General features: G+C 69.4%; 14 protein-coding genes. 9 read left to right on the top strand and 5 right to left on the bottom strand.

The features are described from left to right. Positions 1-58 precede the first annotated feature (58 nt). Entirely contained in the window at positions 59-790 is a 732-nt protein-coding gene (locus tag AC5W7N_RS05035) for a hypothetical protein (RefSeq protein WP_495923334.1), read from the bottom strand. A gap of 351 nt (positions 791-1,141) precedes the next feature. Continuing rightward, the gene (locus tag AC5W7N_RS05040) at positions 1,142-1,933 is read right to left on the bottom strand and encodes a TIGR03084 family metal-binding protein (RefSeq protein ID WP_495923335.1); all 792 of its coding nucleotides are present in this window, start codon (positions 1,931-1,933) and stop codon (positions 1,142-1,144) included. A 289-nt stretch (positions 1,934-2,222) separates the two neighbouring features. Between AC5W7N_RS05040 and AC5W7N_RS05045 the strand changes: the two genes are divergently transcribed. From AC5W7N_RS05045 to lon, 4 genes are all read left to right on the top strand, one after another. Further along, positions 2,223-2,882, top strand: a complete 660-nt coding sequence (locus tag AC5W7N_RS05045) for a TetR/AcrR family transcriptional regulator (protein WP_163813389.1) — start codon at positions 2,223-2,225, stop codon at positions 2,880-2,882. Continuing rightward, complete coding sequence (locus AC5W7N_RS05050) at positions 2,879-4,051, top strand: NAD(P)-binding protein (RefSeq protein WP_490724321.1); 1,173 nt, start codon at positions 2,879-2,881, stop codon at positions 4,049-4,051. Before AC5W7N_RS05045 ends, AC5W7N_RS05050 begins: the two co-directional genes overlap by 4 nt. 137 nt (positions 4,052-4,188) lie before the next feature. Then, positions 4,189-5,544, top strand: coding sequence for a DUF445 domain-containing protein (locus tag AC5W7N_RS05055; RefSeq protein ID WP_194989669.1), 1,356 nt, complete (start codon positions 4,189-4,191; stop codon positions 5,542-5,544). A 198-nt stretch (positions 5,545-5,742) separates the two neighbouring features. Continuing rightward, the gene (gene lon, locus AC5W7N_RS05060; protein ID WP_218586404.1) at positions 5,743-8,124 is read left to right on the top strand and encodes an endopeptidase La; all 2,382 of its coding nucleotides are present in this window, start codon (positions 5,743-5,745) and stop codon (positions 8,122-8,124) included. A gap of 246 nt (positions 8,125-8,370) precedes the next feature. Here lon and AC5W7N_RS05065 read toward each other — a convergent pair whose 3' ends face one another. After that, positions 8,371-10,320, bottom strand: a complete 1,950-nt coding sequence (locus AC5W7N_RS05065; protein ID WP_490724322.1) for an AfsR/SARP family transcriptional regulator — start codon at positions 10,318-10,320, stop codon at positions 8,371-8,373. An 85-nt stretch (positions 10,321-10,405) separates the two neighbouring features. Between AC5W7N_RS05065 and AC5W7N_RS05070 the strand changes: the two genes are divergently transcribed. After that, positions 10,406-11,284: an alpha/beta fold hydrolase gene (locus tag AC5W7N_RS05070; protein ID WP_495923336.1), complete on the top strand. Its 879-nt coding sequence runs from the start codon at positions 10,406-10,408 to the stop codon at positions 11,282-11,284. 1 nt (position 11,285) lies between these two features. Here the strand turns inward: AC5W7N_RS05070 and AC5W7N_RS05075 are convergent, their stop codons facing one another. Next, on the bottom strand, positions 11,286-11,726 hold the full coding sequence (locus tag AC5W7N_RS05075) for a PaaI family thioesterase (RefSeq protein ID WP_163813394.1): 441 nt from the start codon (positions 11,724-11,726) through the stop codon (positions 11,286-11,288). Positions 11,727-11,915: 189 nt separating this feature from the next. Here AC5W7N_RS05075 and AC5W7N_RS05080 point away from each other — a divergent pair, with 189 nt between their 5' ends. After that, positions 11,916-12,977 (top strand): DNA polymerase IV, encoded by a 1,062-nt coding sequence (locus AC5W7N_RS05080; protein WP_495923337.1) that lies wholly within the window; start codon positions 11,916-11,918, stop codon positions 12,975-12,977. Between the two features lie 35 nt (positions 12,978-13,012). Further along, positions 13,013-14,005 carry an oxidoreductase gene (locus AC5W7N_RS05085; protein WP_495923338.1) on the top strand — a complete coding sequence of 331 codons (993 nt, stop codon included), beginning with the start codon at positions 13,013-13,015 and terminating at the stop codon, positions 14,003-14,005. Between the two features lie 126 nt (positions 14,006-14,131). On the opposite strand, the gene AC5W7N_RS05090 is transcribed toward AC5W7N_RS05085, so the two are convergent. Next, on the bottom strand, positions 14,132-16,012 hold the full coding sequence (locus tag AC5W7N_RS05090) for an ABC transporter ATP-binding protein (protein ID WP_163813397.1): 1,881 nt from the start codon (positions 16,010-16,012) through the stop codon (positions 14,132-14,134). Between the two features lie 212 nt (positions 16,013-16,224). Between AC5W7N_RS05090 and AC5W7N_RS05095 the strand changes: the two genes are divergently transcribed. Then, complete coding sequence (locus tag AC5W7N_RS05095) at positions 16,225-19,023, top strand: FAD-binding and (Fe-S)-binding domain-containing protein (protein WP_495923339.1); 2,799 nt, start codon at positions 16,225-16,227, stop codon at positions 19,021-19,023. Between the two features lie 148 nt (positions 19,024-19,171). Further along, complete coding sequence (locus AC5W7N_RS05100; protein ID WP_495923340.1) at positions 19,172-19,300, top strand: hypothetical protein; 129 nt, start codon at positions 19,172-19,174, stop codon at positions 19,298-19,300. Position 19,301: the final 1 nt, after the last annotated feature.

The following is a 19,301-nucleotide window of genomic DNA, read 5'->3' on the forward strand; positions in this document are numbered from 1 at the left end:
GGCGCGGCGCCGAGCACCGCCCGTCGCCGGCCTGCGCTCGCCGGGGAACGGGTGCCGATCAGGCGGTGACGACGTCGCTTCCGGCTGCCGGAACGGCCGGCGCCGGGCGCGCCTCGTCCGGCGCGTCCTCGACCACCGCGCCGCTGTCGGCCCGATCGGCTTGCCCCGGCGCCGGATTCCGGTCCAGCTCGAGGGCATGCTCACCGAGCGTCGGATCGGAGAACACCAAGGTCACCTCGCCGCGCCGGGTGTCGACATCGGTGCGCATCTGGGTGACCCCGGACGGGTCGGTGGATACGCCGAGGCGTTCCCGGACCGGTTCGGACATCAGGATTCCGCTCAGCACCGTCAGCGCGTTGGTGTCGAGGGTGATCGAGACGGTGTTGGTCTGCGCCGGGGCGACTCGGGCGCCGACGTAGGTGGTGCCGAGGCCGACCCGGCCGCCGACGCCGTCGCGCTCGGCGGGAGCGGCCTGCGTTTCGGCGGGCAGCGCGGTGGGTTCGGGCGCGGTGAGGGCACCCGGCGCGACCGCGGGCCGGTCACGGTAGACGGCAGCCTGGCCGGAACCGTCGGTGAGCAGGATGGATCCGGTGCGATGGGTCGGTCCGGGCCGCGGTGCGCCCTCGCGGATGAGCGGCGCCGACGGCGCGGCGAGCTGTCCGGGACGTTCGAGACCGGGCATGTTGGTGGCGATATAGGCGCCGGACACCACGGTGAGACTGAGGCTGGCCGCGCCTGCCAGCACGATGGCGGTATGGCGAGCGATCTGAGCAGACTCGAATGCTGACACGATGCTTTCCTTTCCCTCCGCCCTGGTTTCCCTGGGGTCGACGGCCCGCATCGTTGAAAGCCGTACGCTCGTCCAGGTTACGGCGTGGACGGTGGGCGTGCCGCATCGCTGAGAGCAGCATCACAGCGTCGGCCCCGCACGTTCCGCTGGCTCGGCGTTCCCGTGACACGGGGGTGAACCATCCGGGTCGACGAGGTTTCGCGCCGTGAAAATGGGGGTATTCCGAGGTCGCTGGCGAGCGTCATTCTCGACTGCCACATCGAGACACCCGGCCAACGACGTCCGATCGTCGTCGCGACGCACCCAAGACTGGCGCTCGCCCGCTTCACGTATCGGCGTGGGCGATCCAGCTCAGGCGAATTGGCCCGGCGCGCGTCCCGCACCACTGGGCCCGGCGAAGGCCTGCGCGATCGTCAGCCATTCGGCCGCGTCCGCCCCCACTGCTGTGAGCGCGAGATCGTCACGATGTCTGCGCTGGGTGACCAGCAGGCAGAAGTCCAGTGCCGAACCGGTGACGCGCTGTTCCGCATCCTCGGGACCCCAGGTCCACACGCTGCCGTCGGGCGCGGTGAGTTCGATCCGGAATTCCGCGGCCGGCGCTTGCTTACCGCGCACCATGTAGGCGAAGTTCCTGGTCCGCGCGCCGATATGGGCCACGGTCCGCAGTCGGGCGGTCGGTGTCCTGGTGACGCCGAGCGCGTCGGCCACGTCCTGGCCGTGCGCCCAGGTCTCCATCGTCCGCGCGGTGACCATCGAGGCTGCGCTCATCGGCGGCCCGAACCACGGCACCTTCGCGCCGGCGGGAACGTTGCGCAGTGCGTCGGCCAATTCGGCCCGGCTGCGCCGCCACCGGTGCAGCAGTTCGGCGGGCTCCGCGGCCGCTGCTTCTTCGGCGGCCTCGTCGACGAAGGTCAGCACGCGCGGCCCGGCCTCGGCGACCAGTTTCGCGAACCGGTCCGCATCGCGGGCCGAGATCGTGGCGATCTCGTCGGTCCAGGCCAGATGCCCGATCTGATGCGCGATGGTCCACCCCTCGGCGGGCGTGGGGGTGGCCCACTCGGCGGGGGCGAGTGGGGCGACGAGTCGTTCCAGATCGGCGCTCTCCTCGGCCAGATCGCCGAGTAACGCTTCCAGGTCAGCCATGAGTCCTCGCCCCGCGTTGTCGTTACCGGATGTCACTCGTGGTGACGTTGGGGTTCAGCATCTCAGCTCCCGATTAAAGAAGCAAGCATGCGTGCTTGTATTTGATTTCACCCAGCAGGCAGGCAGGCCGTCGGGGCGGAATGCTCGCCCGCTGCCCCCGGAAATGCGCAGGTGCAAGCGGTTTGCCGAGCTGTTCGGTAGCGCTTTTCAGTCATCTCGTCAGTCACCTCTTGCATAGCCGAAGCGGCCGGGATGTCATGTAAGTAAGTGGTTACTTACGGGAGTGCGGATGGCATCGACACGGGAGCGGATCGTTTCGGAAGCCCTGCGGCTGTTCGGCGCACAGGGTTTCGCCCGCACCTCCGTCGCCCAGATCGAAGCGGCCGCCGGGCTCTCGCGTGGTTCCGGTGCGCTGTACCGGCACTTCGCCTCCAAGGACGAACTGCTGGTCGAGGCGGTGCGCTCGCGGCTGGTCGACCGCGGCGAATGGCAGCATTTCCTCGACCCGGACTTCTCCATCGCCCAGTTCCTTGCGGCGGTCGCGCCGAGCGCGTCGACGGCGGATCGGCTGTGGATGCTGTGCCGGATCGGGCTCATGCGCCTGGAACACGACCGTGACGTCACCCGAATCCTGCTGCGCGACAACTCCATCGCCCCCGAAGTACTCGAGGTGTTCCGGCGCGAGGAGTTCGTCGTGGTCACCTCGGTGGTCGCGCGCGGACTGACCGAACTCGCCGGCCCGAAGCACGCCGACGTCGACTGGGAGGCCACCGCGGCCGTGATCGTCGGCGCCATCGCGCACTACTGGCTGATGTGCGACATCTTCGGCGGTGACCACCCCTCCGGAATGGACAGCGAACGCTATCTGCGGGCCACCGCGGACCTGATGGCCGCACAGATCGATGCGGCCGCCCCACTGCCCCTCGGCGAACTGGAGACGTTGCGATGACGCAGTACATCACGGTGATCGGCGGCGGCCTGGCCGGACTCACCGCCGCCATAGCGTGCGCGGAAACCGGTGCACCGGTACGGCTGTTCGAGGCGCACTCGACGCTCGGCGGGCGCGGTCGCGCCACCTCGGGGCCGCACATCGCCCATGACGGCGCGCACGTCTTCTATGCCGACGGCCCGCACTACACCTGGCTGAAGGCACGCGGATTCACCGCAGGCCTCGGCTGGCCCGCACCACAACAGATGGCGCGCCTCGGTTTTCGCACCGACGGCCGGGTACGCCGGATACCGCCCGCCCGGATGCTGCGCGCGCAGGCCCGTTTCGATCTGAAACCGCCGGTTGACCAGGATTTCCGCAGCTGGGCCTCGGCGCGCTGGGGCGCGGCGACCGCCGAGCACATCGCCAACGCGATCAGTGTGGCCACCTCTGACGCCGACACCGGGCGATTGTCGGCGGCCTTCGTCTGGGGCCTGTTCCAGCGGGTGCTCGGGCCACGGGTGCCCGCGGTGCGGTGGGTGCGCGGCGGCTGGCAGCGGGTGATGGACCGGATGGCTGCCCACGCCGCCGGACTCGGCGTGGAGATCACCACCGGTGCGCGCATCGACAGCGTCGACACCTCGGCCGGGCCGGTGATCGTGGCCACCGAACTCGCCTCGGCCCGGCGCCTGCTCGGCGACGACAGCCTGACCTGGACCAGCGGGCACGCCGCCCTGCTCGATATCGCGGTGCAGAGCTCACCGCGCGACCGCAGCATCGTCTTCGACCTCGACGCGGGCGGGTTCCACGAGAGCTACACCATGCAGGACTACAGCATCGCCCCGGCCGGACAGTCGCTGTTCCAACTGCAGATGCCGGTGCGCGCCGGCGAAACGCCCGGGCAAGCCCAGCAGCGGCTTGCCGAGTTCGCCGATCTCGTCATCCCCGGACGCGCCACCAGGACGACGTTCTCCCGGACCGGCACGGCGAAGGGCCGCACCGGCGCCCTCGACCTGCCCGGCCGGACCTGGCGCGACCGTCCGGCGATCGACCGCGGTGACGATGTCTTCCTGGCCGGCGATATGGTGGCCGCCCCCGGAATGCGCGGTGAGATCTCGATCAACAGTGCCCTGGTCGCGGCCGAACGCGCGGTCGCCGCACTGCCCGCGCGCAGCGTGACACGATCATGAACGGGTAGTCGCGGCCGCCGCGCCCCGAATCGTTGACACCTCCACGGGGCAATGAGAATGTTGGGACCTCGAGTCTCATTCGATGTCTCAGACAACCATTCCGGGCATTCGTACCGGCCGGCCTAGGGAGAGCCCGCGTGACCACACTCGCGTCCGGTGTGTTCATCGATTGGGAGCAGCTCACCGGGCAGTCGAAATTCGTGGTGGACCTGATCAGCTTCCCGATCTTCGCCGGGATCGCGGGCTGGCTGACCAACTGGACCGGCGTGTTGATGCTGTTCTGGCCGCTGAGCTTCCGCGGTGTGCGGGTGCCCGGCCTGAAAGTGCTCTACCCGTATCTGCCGCGCCGGGTGCAGGTACTTCCGGTGTTCTCCGAGGACGGTTCCCGTTTCGGTTTCCAGGGTTTCATCCCGGCCCGCGCGGAGAAGATGGCCAGCATCTGCGTGGACAAGGCGCTGATGCGGATCGGCAGTCCACGCGATTTCATCCACGAACTCGACCTGGACGGTATCGCCGACTATGTGGCCGAGATGGCGCACAAGCAGGTCCAGTCGATCGTCGACGACGTGATGTACCGGGAGAATCCCGAGCTGTGGGGTTCGCTGCCGCGGGCGATGAAGCAGCTGGTCTATCAGCGGGTGGACCGGGAGCTGCCCGCGCTGTGCCGTCGCGCGTTCGAATCGCTGGGTGACAATGTCGACCAGCTGATCGACGTCAAGGGCTTCGTGATCCGGTACCTGCAGGACAACCCGATCATCCTCAAGGATCTGACCACCACGATCGCCGCGCCGGAGCTGCGGTTCATGGTGCGGATCGGCCTGCTCGGCGCGCCCTTCGGGCTGCTGCTCGCGCTGTATCTGCACGTGCATCCGAGCATCCCGGTACTCGGCTGGGTGCCGGCGTGGGTGATCGTGCTGCTGGTGTCGGCCGGTATCGGCGTGCTGGTCAACCTGATCGCGATCAAGATGGTGTTCGAGCCGGGCGATCCGCAGCCGCGCTACAAGTACCTGTGGCGCCAAGCCCTGCTGGCCAAGCGTCAGCCGCAGGCCGCGGTCGATCTGGCCCACATCCTGGCCTACCAGGTGCTCACCCTGCCCAATCTGTCCAAGGAACTGCTCGCGGGCCCCAACGGCGATAAGACCCGTCAGCTGCTGGAACGGCTGATCTCCGACGAGATCCACCGCCAGCTCGGCCGCACCACCTCGATGGTCCGCGCCGCCTTCGGCCGCCGCCAATTCGACAACCTCAAGGTCGGAGCCGCCGGCGCCGCCGTCGGCCTGGCACCGTCCCTGGTCGAGGACGCCGAGTTCACCGAGGAACAAGCCAAGAAGATCGACGAATTCGCCGCCCGCAAACTCAAACAACTCACCCCCGGCGAGTTCATGGAGATGTTCTACGCCTCCGTCGAACAAGACGCCTGGCTGCTGTACGTCCACGGCGGCCTGCTCGGCGTCGTCGTCGGCGGGGTACATCTGCTGCTGTTCGGCTGGTAGCCGCCGCGCACGTCCACCCTGGAGCGCTGATGTATTCGGCGCCGCTTTCGCCCTGAGTGAACCCCGCCACTCCCCTGGAACAAACCCGAATTGCCCGGGGTTGAGTAGGCATCGCTCAACTTTGAAAGGGTCGAAGACGTGACTGCAGCTCAGAACTTGCCGGTGCTGTTCCTGACCGATCCGATCGTGCTGCCGGGCATGGTCGTGCCCATCGAACTCGACGAATCGGCGCAGGCGGCCATTGATGCCGCGCGTGCCGCGAAGACCGACCAGGTCCTGGTCGCGCCCCGCTTGGACGAGGGGTACGCGGCCTACGGCGTGGTCGCCACCATCGAACAGGTCGGCCGGCTGCGCGGTGGCGCGCCCGCGGCGGTGCTGAAGGCGGAGCGGCGCGCCAAGATCGGTCACGGGGTGACCGGGCCGGGTGCGGCGCTGTGGGTGGAGGCCGAACCGGTAGCCGACGTGCCCGCCGACGGGCGGACCAAGGAACTCGCCGCCGAATACAAGAAGCTGGTCGTCTCGGTGCTGCAACGCCGGGAGGCCTGGCAGGTCATCGACGCGGTCAACCAGCTCAGCGATCCCTCCGCGATCGCCGATACCGCGGGCTACGCCACCTACCTGACCAGCGAGCAGAAGCGCGAGCTGCTGGAAACCCCGGAACCGGCCCAGCGGCTGGCGACGCTGATCGAATGGACCAAGGCGCATATCGCCGAGACCGAGGTCTCGGAGAAGATCAGCGAAGAGGTCCGCGAGGGCATGGAGAAGAGTCAGCGCGAATTCCTGCTGCGCCAGCAGCTCAACGCCATTCGCAAGGAACTCGGCGAGGACGAACCCGACGGCGCCGACGACTACCGCACCCGCGTCGAGCAGGCCGATCTGCCCGAAACGGTGCGCGAAGCCGCGCTGCGCGAGGTCGGCAGGCTCGAACGGGCCAGCGATCAGAGCCCCGAATCGGGCTGGATCCGCACCTGGCTCGACACCGTCCTGGAACTGCCGTGGACGGTGAAAACCACCGACAACACCGATGTTTCGGCCGCCCGCGCCGTGCTCGACGCCGATCACCACGGCCTCGACGAGGTGAAGGACCGGATGGTCGAGTACCTGGCGGTGCGGGCGCGGCGGGCCGCCCGCGGGCTGGAGGTCGTCGGCGGACGCGGCTCCGGCGCGGTGCTGGTGCTGGCCGGCCCGCCCGGTGTGGGTAAAACCTCGCTGGGTGAAAGCGTCGCGCGGGCGCTCGGGCGCAAATTCGTGCGAGTTGCGCTCGGCGGTGTGCGTGACGAGGCCGAGATCCGCGGTCACCGGCGTACCTATGTCGGCGCGCTGCCCGGGCGCATCGTGCGGGCCATGAAGGAAGCCGGCTCGATGAACCCGGTCGTGCTGCTGGACGAGATCGATAAGGTCGGCTCCGATTTCCGCGGCGACCCGGCCGCGGCCCTGCTCGAGGTGCTCGACCCGGCGCAGAACCACACCTTCCGCGATCACTACCTCGACCTCGATCTGGACCTGTCCGACGTGCTGTTCATCGCCACGGCCAACGTCATGGAGACCATCCCCGGCCCGCTGCTGGACCGGATGGAACTGATCACCGTCGACGGCTACACCGAGGACGACAAGGTCGCCATCGCCCGCGACTTCCTGGTCCCGCGCCAGCTGGAACGCAATGCGCTGACCGCCGAGGAGGTGACCGTCACCGAGGGTGCGCTGCGTGAGATCGCGGCCAACTACACCCGCGAGGCCGGTGTGCGGCAGATGGAGCGGTTGATCGCCAAGGCGCTGCGCAAGGCGGCCACGACGCTGTCGGAGGGTGCTTCGGTCGCCGATGCCGTGCCGACGATCGGGCTCGGCTACGACGCCGAACTCGGCTACGACGACGTGGTCATCGAAAAGGACCCGGCCGCAGTGCGTTCCGGTGCATCGCTGACCATCGACGTCGGTGATCTGAAGGAATACCTCGGCCGTCCCCGCTTCACCCCGGATTCGGTGGAACGCACCGCCGTCCCGGGCGTGGCCACCGGCTTGGCGGTGACGGGTCTCGGCGGCGATGTGCTCTACATCGAGACCAACGCCGTCGACGGCGAACGTTCGCTGACGCTCACCGGCCAGCTCGGTGACGTCATGAAGGAATCGGCCCAGATCGCGCTGACCTACGTCCGCTCGCACCTGGAAGAGATCGGCATCGAGCCCTCGGTGCTGGATCGCAATATCCACGTGCACTTCCCGGCGGGCGCGGTGCCGAAGGACGGTCCCTCGGCCGGTGTCACCATGGTCACGGCCCTGGTATCGCTGGCTCTCGGCAGGCAGGTGCGTTCGGATGTCGGCATGACCGGCGAGGTCACGCTGAACGGCCGGGTGCTGCCCATCGGCGGCGTCAAGCAGAAGCTGCTCGCCGCGCAACGGGCCGGCCTGAAGACGGTGTTCATCCCGGCCCGCAACGAGCCGGATCTGGACGACGTCCCGGCCGAGGTGCTCGCCGCGCTGGATGTCCGCCCGGTCGCCGATGTGGCCGAGATCCTCGCCTACGCCATCGAGCCGGTCCAGGAACCGGCGCTGGACGGACGGCCGCTGGCGGCCACGGCCTGATCCGCCGCAGCCCTGACGCCGAACGAGCCGTGCCCCGCGATGGGCACGGCTCGTTCGGCATCTGCGGATACCTCAGGTTGTGCCCCCGCGCCGCGGGTATCGAAGGCGATCCCCCGAATCGACCGGTGAGCAGGGTTGCGACACCGCTCGACAGGGTGTGCGTATCCGGTTGCGAATCAGCGTCGCGCAATGGCGAATTCGTCTGCCCGAGGTGATTTTCGGCCCGACCACCGGGGTGCGAACTCGCTATTCCCGCGCGAGTGCGTCGTCCAGTTCGGTGAGATACCCCTGCACCGGCCCCGCGGTGAGGATCCCGCTGCCCGCGCCCGCGATCTCGCCCGCGGCGGGCGTCAACCGAGCACGGGCGCGCGCCATCGCGGCGTGGTCGCCGAGATCTATCGCCGCTCGTGCGATAAGACTCCACAACGCTTCGATCAGCAGACCCGGCGGTGGTTCCTGGACACGGGCCAGGCGTGCCCGGGCCTCGTCGCGGCGCCCTTCGGCCAGTAGCAGCAGCGGCCGAGCCCACGGCTCATAGGGGCCCCACTCGGTCGCTGCCGGGAATTCCGCCGGAGCCCCGCGCCATACCCGCAGGCACAGCAATGCCATCGGCAGCGCGCCCTGCTCGAATCCCGGCATACCGCAGTTCTCGTACCGCTGGGCGATGGTGCGATAGCCCGCTTCGGCGATCTCGATCGGTGCGCCGGTCGCGGCTGCCCGCATGGCGCGATACCACCCGGTGAACACCGCGACCAGCGGCCGTTCGTTGCGGGCTCCCAGCCGGTCGGCGGCACCGGCGTGGACGTCGGCCTGGTCGAAATCACCGAAAGCGCTGCGGGTCTGCATCAGGGCGAGGTGGCCGAGGATTTCGAACGGCACCAGCTCGTGGCGGCGCGACAGTTCCACCAGTTCCCGGCCGATGGCTTCGCGTTCGCCGGCGCGGCCGGGGCGATCACAGGTCTGGAGGAAGAGGCCGTTCAATGCGAAGGCGAGCAGGGACGGATCATCCAGTGCCCGAGCGATTCCGGTGGCCGCGCGGGCCGCGTCGAGCCCGCGGCGGCTGCGGATTCCCCGGGTTTCGACGGCGATGGTCGTCAGCAGCCGGGCCCTCGAGCCGGCCGCCGCGTCCGCCGGTAGCCGGGCGAGCGTGCGTTCGGCGGCGGCCGTGATCTGGGCCGCCTGGTCGGGATCGTCGGATCGAGTCCATATGCCCGGCACGTCGTAGCTGCCGATGATGCGTGCGGTGAGCTGCGGATCATCGAGGCGTTCGGCCGCGGCGACCGTGTCGAGCCGCTGCTGCCTGGCGGCGGCGAGCCCGCCGCTGCCGGTCATCGCAAGACTGCGCAGCAGCCCGACCGTCGATTCGAGGCGCGCGGTGGCTCCGCCTGCCACGGTGCGGTCGTAGGCCGCGGTGGCCTCGGCCCACACCCGCTCGGCAGCGTCGTCGACACCGATGTCGTGGCGCAGGATGGCCGACTCCGTCGCGGCCAATCGCGGTCCGGGGTCGACGCCGAGCTCATCGACGAGAATGCCACGCGCCCTGCGCAATACCGCGAGTGCGTCGCCCTGGCGTCCGGATCGGTACAGGGCGAGGGCAAGCAGCCGCCACGCCTCCTCCCGCCACGGATGGGTGCCGACCAGCGCATCCAGATCCGGTACTGCGTCGGCGGCACGCCCGAGCGTCAGCCGGGCTCGGGCCTGCCGCTCGACGGCGGTGAGCCGCAGTTCTTCCAACCGTGCCGATTCTGTTCGAGCCCAAGCCATATCGGCGAACTCGGAGTAGGCCGGCCCGCGCCACCAGCCGAGCGCTTCGGTGAGCGTGGACAGCGCGTCGGCGGGCGTGAGGTCGGCCCCCTCGCGCACCGCCCGCTCGAACCGCCACGCGTCGACCCGGTCCTGCTCGGCCCGCAGGGCGTATCCGGTGCCCTCGGTGACCAGGAGCCGGGCGGCGGTGCGAGCCGGACGCTGCGGTTCGAGCGCGCGACGCAATGCGGCGACGAACGTGCGGACCGCGGATTTGGTGCCCCCGCCCGGCCCCCACAGGTCATCGATGATGACCTGCACCGGCACGACCCGCCCGCGCGCTACGAGCAATCGCGCCAGCACCGCCCGATGCCTCGGGCCTTTCAGGTCGATCCGTGCGCCGTCGGCATCCCAGGCGAGCACGGGTCCGAGCACGCCGAACGAGACTGTCACGCCCTCACGGTATAGCGCGCTCATCGGTTGCTCATCGGGCCACGCCAGCCTGGTCGAGACCGAACCGATCAAGGAGAAATACCCGATGACCTCGATGATTCCCGGATTCGACTCCCGGCGCGTGCGCGTCGCCGACGATATCGCCCTACAGGTTGCCGTCGGCGGTTCCGGCAGCCCGATCGTGCTGCTGCACGGGTTTCCGCAAACCCACCTGATGTGGCGGCACGTGGCCACCGACCTCGCCGCTCAGCACACCGTCATCTGCCCCGACCTGCGCGGATACGGCGCCAGCGATAAGCCGGCCGAACGCGACCGTGACGTGTACTCCAAGCGGACCATGGCCGCCGATATCGTCGCCGTTGCCGAAGCGCTCGGCTTCGACCGTTTCGCGGTGGCGGGCCACGACCGCGGCGCCCTCGTGGCGATCCGCGCCGGACTCGACCATCCCGGCCGCATCACCCACCTGGCGTCCCTGGATGTGCTACCCACCCTCGACATGTGGGAGGTGCTGCACGGCGCCGACGCCGCGGTCGCGTTCCACCTGTATCTGATGGCGCAGCCGGCCGGCCTGCCGGAACAGATGATCGCGGCGAGCGCGGATGCGTTCTTCGGCTACTTCCTCGACATCTGGACTCGCGATTCGACCGCCATTCCGGCCGGTATCCGCGCCGAGTATCTGCGTGCCGCACGCGAGGCGGTGCCGTCGATCGTCGCCGATTATCGCGCCAGCGCGGGGGTGGATATCGAACACGACAGTGCGGACCGGGCGGCCGGTCACCGGCTGGCGATGCCGGTGACCGTCATCCAGCAGGATTGGGGCTCCGCGCTCGGGTTCGACGCGGCGCGGCTGTGGCGGAACTGGGCCGTCGACCTCGATCACAGCACGCTCGATGCGGGCCATTTCATGGCCGAAGAGGCGCCCGATGAGATCATTCGCGCGCTGCGCGCACTGCTGGCCCGGTAGCTCAGCCGCCGTTGCCGAGTTCGCGTTCGACGGTGCGTGTGGTGCCTTGCGCGACCGCGCACAGCACCGGCTCACCGTCGCCGTCCTCGGCATAGATCTCGCAGCTGACCACGGCCTGGCGGCGGGTCGAACCGGTCACCTTCGCCTGCGCCCGCAGCAGTGTTCCGCTCGCCGGCCGCAGGTAGGTCACCGAGAAACCGCCGGTGAGCACATTGGCCCCGAGGACTGTTCCCGCCGCGAAGGTGATCGCGTTGTCGGCCGCGTAGGCCAGCACTCCCCCGTGCACGAACCCGAACTGCTGGCCGAGTTCCTTCCGCAACGGGATCACCAACGTCGCCGTGCCATCCCCGAACGCCGTCAACTCCGTGCCGACCAGCTGTGCGAACGGTTGCGCGGCGAGCACCTGCCGCGCTTGCTCGATACCGAGTTCGGGAATGGTCATCAGGCGGGTACCTCCTGGTCGTTGCCGGGCCGACCCGTTCGAGGCCGGCTACAGCGCGATAAGCCACACATTTACACCGTAAAGTCCTTCACCGCAACGGTCGCCGATTCCGGTCGGCCATCCGCGATCTGCCGCGTCGCCGCGGCGCGGACGGAGTCGAGAGTCATACCCATGCGGTAAGACGGACGTATGCCCAGGTGGCTGCTGCATGTCGATCTCGACCAATTCCAGGCGGCGGTGGAGTTCCGTCGTCATCCGGAGCTGCGCGGGCAGCCGGTGATCGTCGGCGGGAACGGGGATCCGCAGGAGCCGCGCAAGGTCGTCACCTGTGCCTCCTATCCGGCGCGGGCCTATGGGGTGCGGGCAGGCATGGCGCTGCGCACCGCGGTGCGCAAATGCCCGGACGGTGTGTTCTTGCCGCTGGACATGGCCAGCTACGAAGAGGCCTCCGAGGAGGTCATGGCATTGCTGCGGACCTTCGGTCCGGTGGAGGTCTGGGGCTGGGACGAGGCGTTCCTGGCCGCCGACACCGACGATCCGGAAGGCCTGGCCCGCGACATCCGCGCCGCCATCGCCGAATTGGAGCTGAGCTGCTCGGTCGGCATCGGCGACAACAAGCTCACCGCCAAACTCGCCACCGGTTTCGCCAAATCCTCCGGCAAGGATTCCGCGGAACCCGGTGCGGGCGCGGCGGCGGGCATGTTCCGGCTCACCGCCGCCAACTGGACCGAGGTGATGGCGCACCGCCCAACCAGCGCGCTGTGGGGTATCGGCAACCGGATCGCCGCCCGCCTGGCCGAACTCGGGATCGAGACGGTCGGTGACCTGATGGCCTCGGACCGGCATCGGCTGGCCGCGGCCTTCGGGCCGACCACCGGCCCGTACCTCTGGGTGCTCGGTAAGGGCGCGGGCGATACCGACGTGGTCACCGAGCCGCGAATCCCGGTGGGCCGCAGCAAATCCGAAACGTTCCCGCACGACCTCACCGAACGGGACGAGATCCGCGCCCAGGTCGCGCGGCTGGCCGGTGAGGTGGCCGATGAAATGGCCGAAGCGGGCCGGATCACCATCCGGGTGTCGGTGACCGTGCGCACCAACACCTTCTACACCCGCAGCAAACAGACCAAACTGCCCGAACCCACCACCGACCGCGACGCCATCATCGACGCCGCCCTGCGCATCATCGACCGCTTCGAGCTCGATCGCCCGGTCCGGCTGCTCGGCGTCCGGCTCGAATTGGTTCCGGTCTGACCTCTCCGCGGCCGCACGCTCGTATGCTCGGGCCCATGGAATTCTGGGCGATGGTGGCACACGAATCGGACAGCGGCGTCGTGCTCGCGCGGCAGCAGGTCGGGGCGGAGTTCCTCGGACCGGGTGCGGTAACGATCAAGGTGCATTATTCGAGCGCCAACTTCAAAGACGGCCTTGCCATCACCCCGGGCGGCGGCGTGGTGCGCAACTACCCGATCGTCCCCGGTATCGACCTCACCGGTGAAGTCGTGGAATCCGAATCCGAGGATTTCGCGCCCGGCGATCAGGTGGTGGCCCACGGCTACGAGATCGGCGTCTCGCATCACGGCGGTTTCGCCGAATACGCCAGGGTGCCCGCCGAATGGGTGGTGAAGCTGGACGGGCTGTCCACCCGCGACGCCGCCGCCCTCGGTACGGCAGGGTTCACCGCGGCGCTGAGCGTGCAGGCACTGCTCGACCGCGGCCTCACTCCCGATGACGGCGCCATCCTGGTCACCGGCGCGACCGGCGGGGTCGGCAGCGTGGCCGTCGACATTCTGTCCGGACTCGGTTACGAGGTGATCGCCTCGACCGGAAAGGCCGACGCCGCAGATCGGCTGGCCGAGCTCGGGGCCAACGAGGTGATCGGCCGCCTCCCGGAACCGGAGACCAAGGTCCGTCCGCTGTCCAAGGCCCGGTGGGCCGGTGCGGTCGACAGCGTCGGCGGGGCGTCGCTGGCCTATGTGCTCAGCGCCATCGGCTACGGCGGCGCCGTCGCGGCCAGCGGCCTGACCGGTGGAACCGAGGTCCCCACCACCGTGATGCCGTTCATTCTGCGCAGTGTGGCGTTGCTCGGCATCGACTCGGTGAACCACCCGATCGAGAAGCGGCGCGAGCTGTGGCGCAGGCTGGCCAACGAGCTGCGCCCGCGCCACCTGTCGGAGATCGAGAATTTCGCACCGGTGACCGATGCCGAGCGGGTGCTGCGCTCGATCAAGGACGGCACGCATTCGGGCCGCACGGTCTTCGGGGTCGCAGGCGAGTTCTGATCGAAGCCGGGCGAGCCGCGCCGGCTTTCCGGTGCCCGGTCGCCTGAAGTCCCACACGTCGGCCGCCCGCACGGATGTCGTGTGGGCGGCCGGTGCGGCGGGCGGAAGTCCTGGACCGTCGGCCGTTCAGGCGGCGACGATAGCGGGCTCCTCGGAGAACTGCGTCCGGTACAACTCCGCGTACCGCCCGCCCGCGGCCAGCAGCTGCGGGTGGGTGCCGCGTTCGACGATGCGTCCGTCCTCCAGCACCACGATCTTGTCGGCGGCCCGGATGGTGGAGAGGCGGTGCGCGATGACCAGCGCCGTGCGCCCTTCGAGCGCCTCGGCCAGTGCTTCCTGCACCGCGGCCTCGGAGGTCGAGTCCAGAGAGGCGGTGGCCTCGTCCAGAATCACCACGCGAGGCTGCTTGAGCAGCAGCCGGGCGATGGTGAGCCGCTGACGCTCACCACCCGAGAGCCGGTATCCGCGCTCGCCGACCACCGTGTCGAGCCCGTCGGCCAGCGACGCGACCAGATCACGCAGCCGCGCTCGCTCCAGCGCGTCCCACAGCTCGGCCTCGGTGGCCTCGGGACGAGCCAGCAGCAGATTCGCGCGGATGGTGTCGTGGAACAGGTGCCCGTCCTGGGTCACCAGGCCGACGGCCTGCTGGATCGAGCGGGTGCTCAGCTCACGCACATCGACGCCGTTGAGCCGTACCGCGCCGCTGTCGACGTCGTAGAGCCGCGACACCAGCTGCGCGATGGTGGACTTACCGGCTCCGGACGAACCGACCAGTGCCACCATCTCCCCGGGTTCGGCGCGCAGCGAGATATCGTGCAGCACTTCCACTCCGCCGCGCGTATCGAGCGTCGCGACCTCTTCCAGGGAGGCCAGCGACACCTTGTCCGCCGATGGGTAGCCGAAGCGCACATTCCGCAACTCCACCGCGACCGGACCCTCCGGGACCGGGACGGCATTCGGCGCGTCCTCGATCAGCGGCTTCAGATCCAGCACTTCGAAGACCCGCTCGAAGCTCACCAGCGCGGACATGATCTCCATCCGCGCACTGGCCAGCGCCGTCAACGGCGAGTACAGCCGGGTCAGCAGCAGCGACAGGGCGACGACGGCGCCCGCGTCCAGCCGTCCGGCCAGCGCGTACCAGCCGCCGAGCCCGTAGACCAGCGCGATCGCCAGCGCGGAGACCAACGTCAGGGAGGTGACGAAGACGGTCTGCAGCATGGCGGTGCGCACCCCGATATCGCGGACCCGCCGTGCCCGCAGCGCGAACTCCGCCGACTCCTGATGCGGCCGGCCGAACAGTTTGACCAGCGTCGCGCCCGGCGCCGAGAAGCGTTCGGTCATCTGGGTGCTCATCGCCGAGTTCAGGCCCGCGGCCTCGCGCTGGATATCGGCGAGCCGATCACCCATCCGGCGCGCCGGGATCACGAACACCGGCAACAGCAGCAGCGCCAGCAGGGTGATCTGCCAGGACAGCTGGATCATCACCACCAGCGTCAGCAGGACCGTCACCAGATTGGCCACCACGCCGGAGAGCGTGTCGCTGAACGCGCGCTGCGCGCCGATCACGTCATTGTTCAATCGGCTGACCAGCGCGCCGGTGCGGGTGCGGGTGAAGAAGGCGATGGGCATCTTCTGCACGTGGTCGAAGACGGCGGTGCGCAGGTCGAGGATCAGTCCCTCGCCGATGCGGGCCGACAGCCACCGGATCGCCAATCCGAGCCCGGCGTCGACGATCGCGAGTCCGCCGATGGCCAGCGCCAGGATGACCACCACGCGCGGCGCCGCACCGTCGACGATCCCGTTCACCACCCGCCCGGCCAGCAGCGGCGTCGCCACCGCCAACAGCGCCGACACCACGCTGAACAGCAGGAACACGCCGAGCCGGCGTTTGTGCGGCGCAGCGAAGCGCAGGATCCGCCGAGCCGTGGCCATACTGAACGGCCGCTGCTCCTTCGGCGCGTTCATCCGCCGGTACATCTGGTTCCAGGCCACCGATTCGATGCTCACCTCGACACGTCCTTCCACTCCCCGCCAGTCAACCTCAGGCCACCGACACTAAGACCTCAACAAAGGTTGAGAGCAAGTTGTTTCGGAGCGCGATTTCGTGCCGGGTCGAGTGCGGGCGCCGTGGTCGCTTAGTGCACCGGACTGAGCGCAGGCGCTAGCCACTGGGTGCGGCGGGCCATGCGCAGGCGAGGTGGCCGCCTACGCTGGACGGCGTGACCGACGAGGACGGACGGGCTCGGTTGGCGCGGGCGCTGCGCTCCCGGCTCCGCGGCGAGGTCGACGTATCGGAGCGGCGGCGCGCCGAATACTCCTCGGATGCGTCGAACTACCGGGTGCTTCCCGCGGCGGTGGTGTTCCCGCGCGAGGACGCCGATGTCGCGGCGGTGCTGGAATTCGGGCGGGCCGAAGGCGTGCCGATCACCGCGCGCGGTGCGGGAACGTCGGTGGCGGGCAATGCCATCGGCCCGGGCATCGTGCTGGATTTCAGCCGGCATATGGGTGCGGTGCTGGAGCTGGATCCGGAAAGACGCACCGCTCGGGTGCAGCCGGGTCTCATCCTGTCGAGTCTGCAACGGCGGGCAGCCGAGCACGGGCTGCGGTTCGGCCCCGACCCGTCGACGCAGAACCGCTGCACCCTCGGCGGCATGATCGGCAACAATGCCTGCGGCCCGCACGCCCTGGCCTGGGGCCGTACCTCCGATACCGTGCGTGAGCTGCGTGTTCTCGACGGCACCTGCACCGAACGGGTGCTGGCCGACGATCTGTCGGTGCTACCGGGGCTCCCGGAATTCACCCGCGGCGCGCTGGCGGTGGTGCGCACCGGCCTCGGCCGCTTCGAACGCCAGGCTTCCGGTTATGGACTGGAACATCTTCTGCCCGAACGGGGTTCGTCGATCGCCAAGGCATTCGTCGGCACCGAGGGCACCTGCGGTGTGCTGGTGGAAGCCACCGTCGATCTGGTTCCGGTGCCATCCGCGACGGTGCTCGCGGTTCTCGGATACCCCGATATGGCCACCGCCGCCGACGATATCGCCGCGGTCACCGCGCATGCGCCGCTCGCGGTGGAAGGGATCGATGCCCGCCTCGTCGATATCGTCCGCACCCATCGCGGCACCGTGCCCGACCTGCCGCGCGGCAACGGCTGGCTGTTCGTCGAACTCGCCGGCCACACCACGCAGGAGGCCGTCGCGGCCGCATCCAGGCTGTGCCGGTCGGCGGGCGCGCTGGACGCCACCATCGTCACCGATCCCGTTGCCGCCGCGGCCCTCTGGCGAATCCGCGCCGACGGAGCCGGTCTGGCCGGTCGCACCCCCGACGGCCGCCCGGCGTGGCCCGGCTGGGAAGACGCCGCCGTTCCGCCGCGACATCTCGGCGCGTATCTGCGCGATTTCGGTGCCCTCACCGCCGAACATCACGTCGACGGGCTGCTCTACGGCCATATCGGCGACGGCTGCATCCACGTGCGCCTCGATCTGCCGATCGCCGATGCGCCGCAACGTTTCCGGGCCTTCCTGCGCGATGCGGCCGAGCTGGTGGTGCGCTACGGCGGCTCGCTATCGGGCGAACACGGCGACGGCCGCGCCCGGTCGGAACTGCTGCCGGTCATGTACACCCCCGAAGTGCTGCGGGCGTTCGCCGGGTTCAAGGCCCTGTTCGATCCGGACGGCGTGCTGAACCCCGGCGTGCTCGTCGATCCGGCGCCGATCGACCACGACCTGCGCCTGGCCGGGCTGCCGAACGTCGCGGGCGTCGGCTTCGCCTACCCGCACGACGACGGTGACTTGAGTACGGCCGTGCACCGGTGCGTCGGTGTCGGCAAATGCCGTGCCGATACCGGCGCGAGCGGCGGCTTCATGTGTCCGTCCTACCTGGCGACCGCCGATGAGAAGGACAGCACGCGCGGGCGTGCCCGGGTATTGCAGGAGGTGGTGCGTGGCGCGCTGCCGTGGTCGTCACCCGCGGTGGCGCAGTCGCTGGAGCTGTGCCTGTCCTGTAAGGCGTGCCGGTCGGACTGCCCGGCCGGTGTGGATATGGCCACCTACAAATCCGAGGCGCTCTATCGCCGCTATCGCCGTCGTCCGCGGCCGGTCGATCACTACACGCTCGGCTGGTTACCGCGCTGGCTGGCGGCGGCCGGACGCACGCCGCGGCTGGTGAATGCCGCCTCTCGGGTCGAGGCGCTGCGCCGGCTCGGGCTCCGGGCCGGCGGCATGGATCCACGGCGTGAGGTGCCGCGGCTCGCCGCGCGCGGCTTCCGCCGGATCTGGCGCGACAGCCGACGCTCACGCGGTGATTCGACCGGCGCCACCGAGGTGATGCTGTGGATCGATACCTTCACCGAGGCCTTCGATCCCGAGATCGCCCTGGCCGCGGTGCGGCTGCTGGAATCGCTGGGCTACCGGGTCCGCGTCCCGGAAGAACGGGTCTGCTGCGGGCTCACCTGGATCAGTACCGGCCAGCTGGACGGTGCCCGTAAGCGGCTGCGGGCGACGCTGGACGCGCTGGACGAGCATGTGCGGGCCGGTGGCGTCGTCGTCGGCCTCGAACCCTCCTGCACCGCCGCACTCCGCGCCGACCTGCCGGAACTACTGCCGCAGGACCCGCGCGCGGCGCGTACCGCGGCGGCGGTGCGCACCCTCGCCGAGTTCCTCGATGCGGAACCGGATTGGGTCGCGCCGGACCTTTCCGGGCAGTCGGTGGTGGTGCAACCGCATTGTCATCAGCACGCGGTTCTCGGCTTCGATGCCGATCGCCGGATATTAGCCAGAATGGGCGTCACGGTGACCGAAATCACCGGGTGTTGCGGGCTGGCCGGCAACTTCGGAATGCAGAAGGGCCATTACGACATTTCGGTCGCGGTGGCGGAAAACGGTCTGCTACCCGCGTTGCGGCGCGCGGCCGACGATGCGATCTTGATCGCCGACGGCTTCTCCTGCCGGACCCAGGCCACGCAGCTGGCCGGACGTCCGAGCAGGCATCTCGCCCAGCTCATTCTGGGCGACCGAGGCTGACGCGCCCGCGAGTTTCGTGGTGCTCGCGTGCGCGCCCGCGCCGGATGTGGCTCAGCTGCCGAAGGGCAGGGTGCCCGGCGGGATCTGGTAGCCGGAGCTGCCGGCGGATACTCCACCCCAGGCGTTGAGCAACCAGTTGAGCGCGTTGGTGATCATTGTCGAAAACCTCCGTAGTGGCGACTGCCAGCTGTTTGCCGATTCGCCGCCATTATCGCTGGATATTCCCGAACGTTACAAACCCGGCCTTACCTGCGGCTATGCCGTCATCGGATCGTGAT

Source organism: Nocardia sp. CDC519, assembly GCF_059509835.1.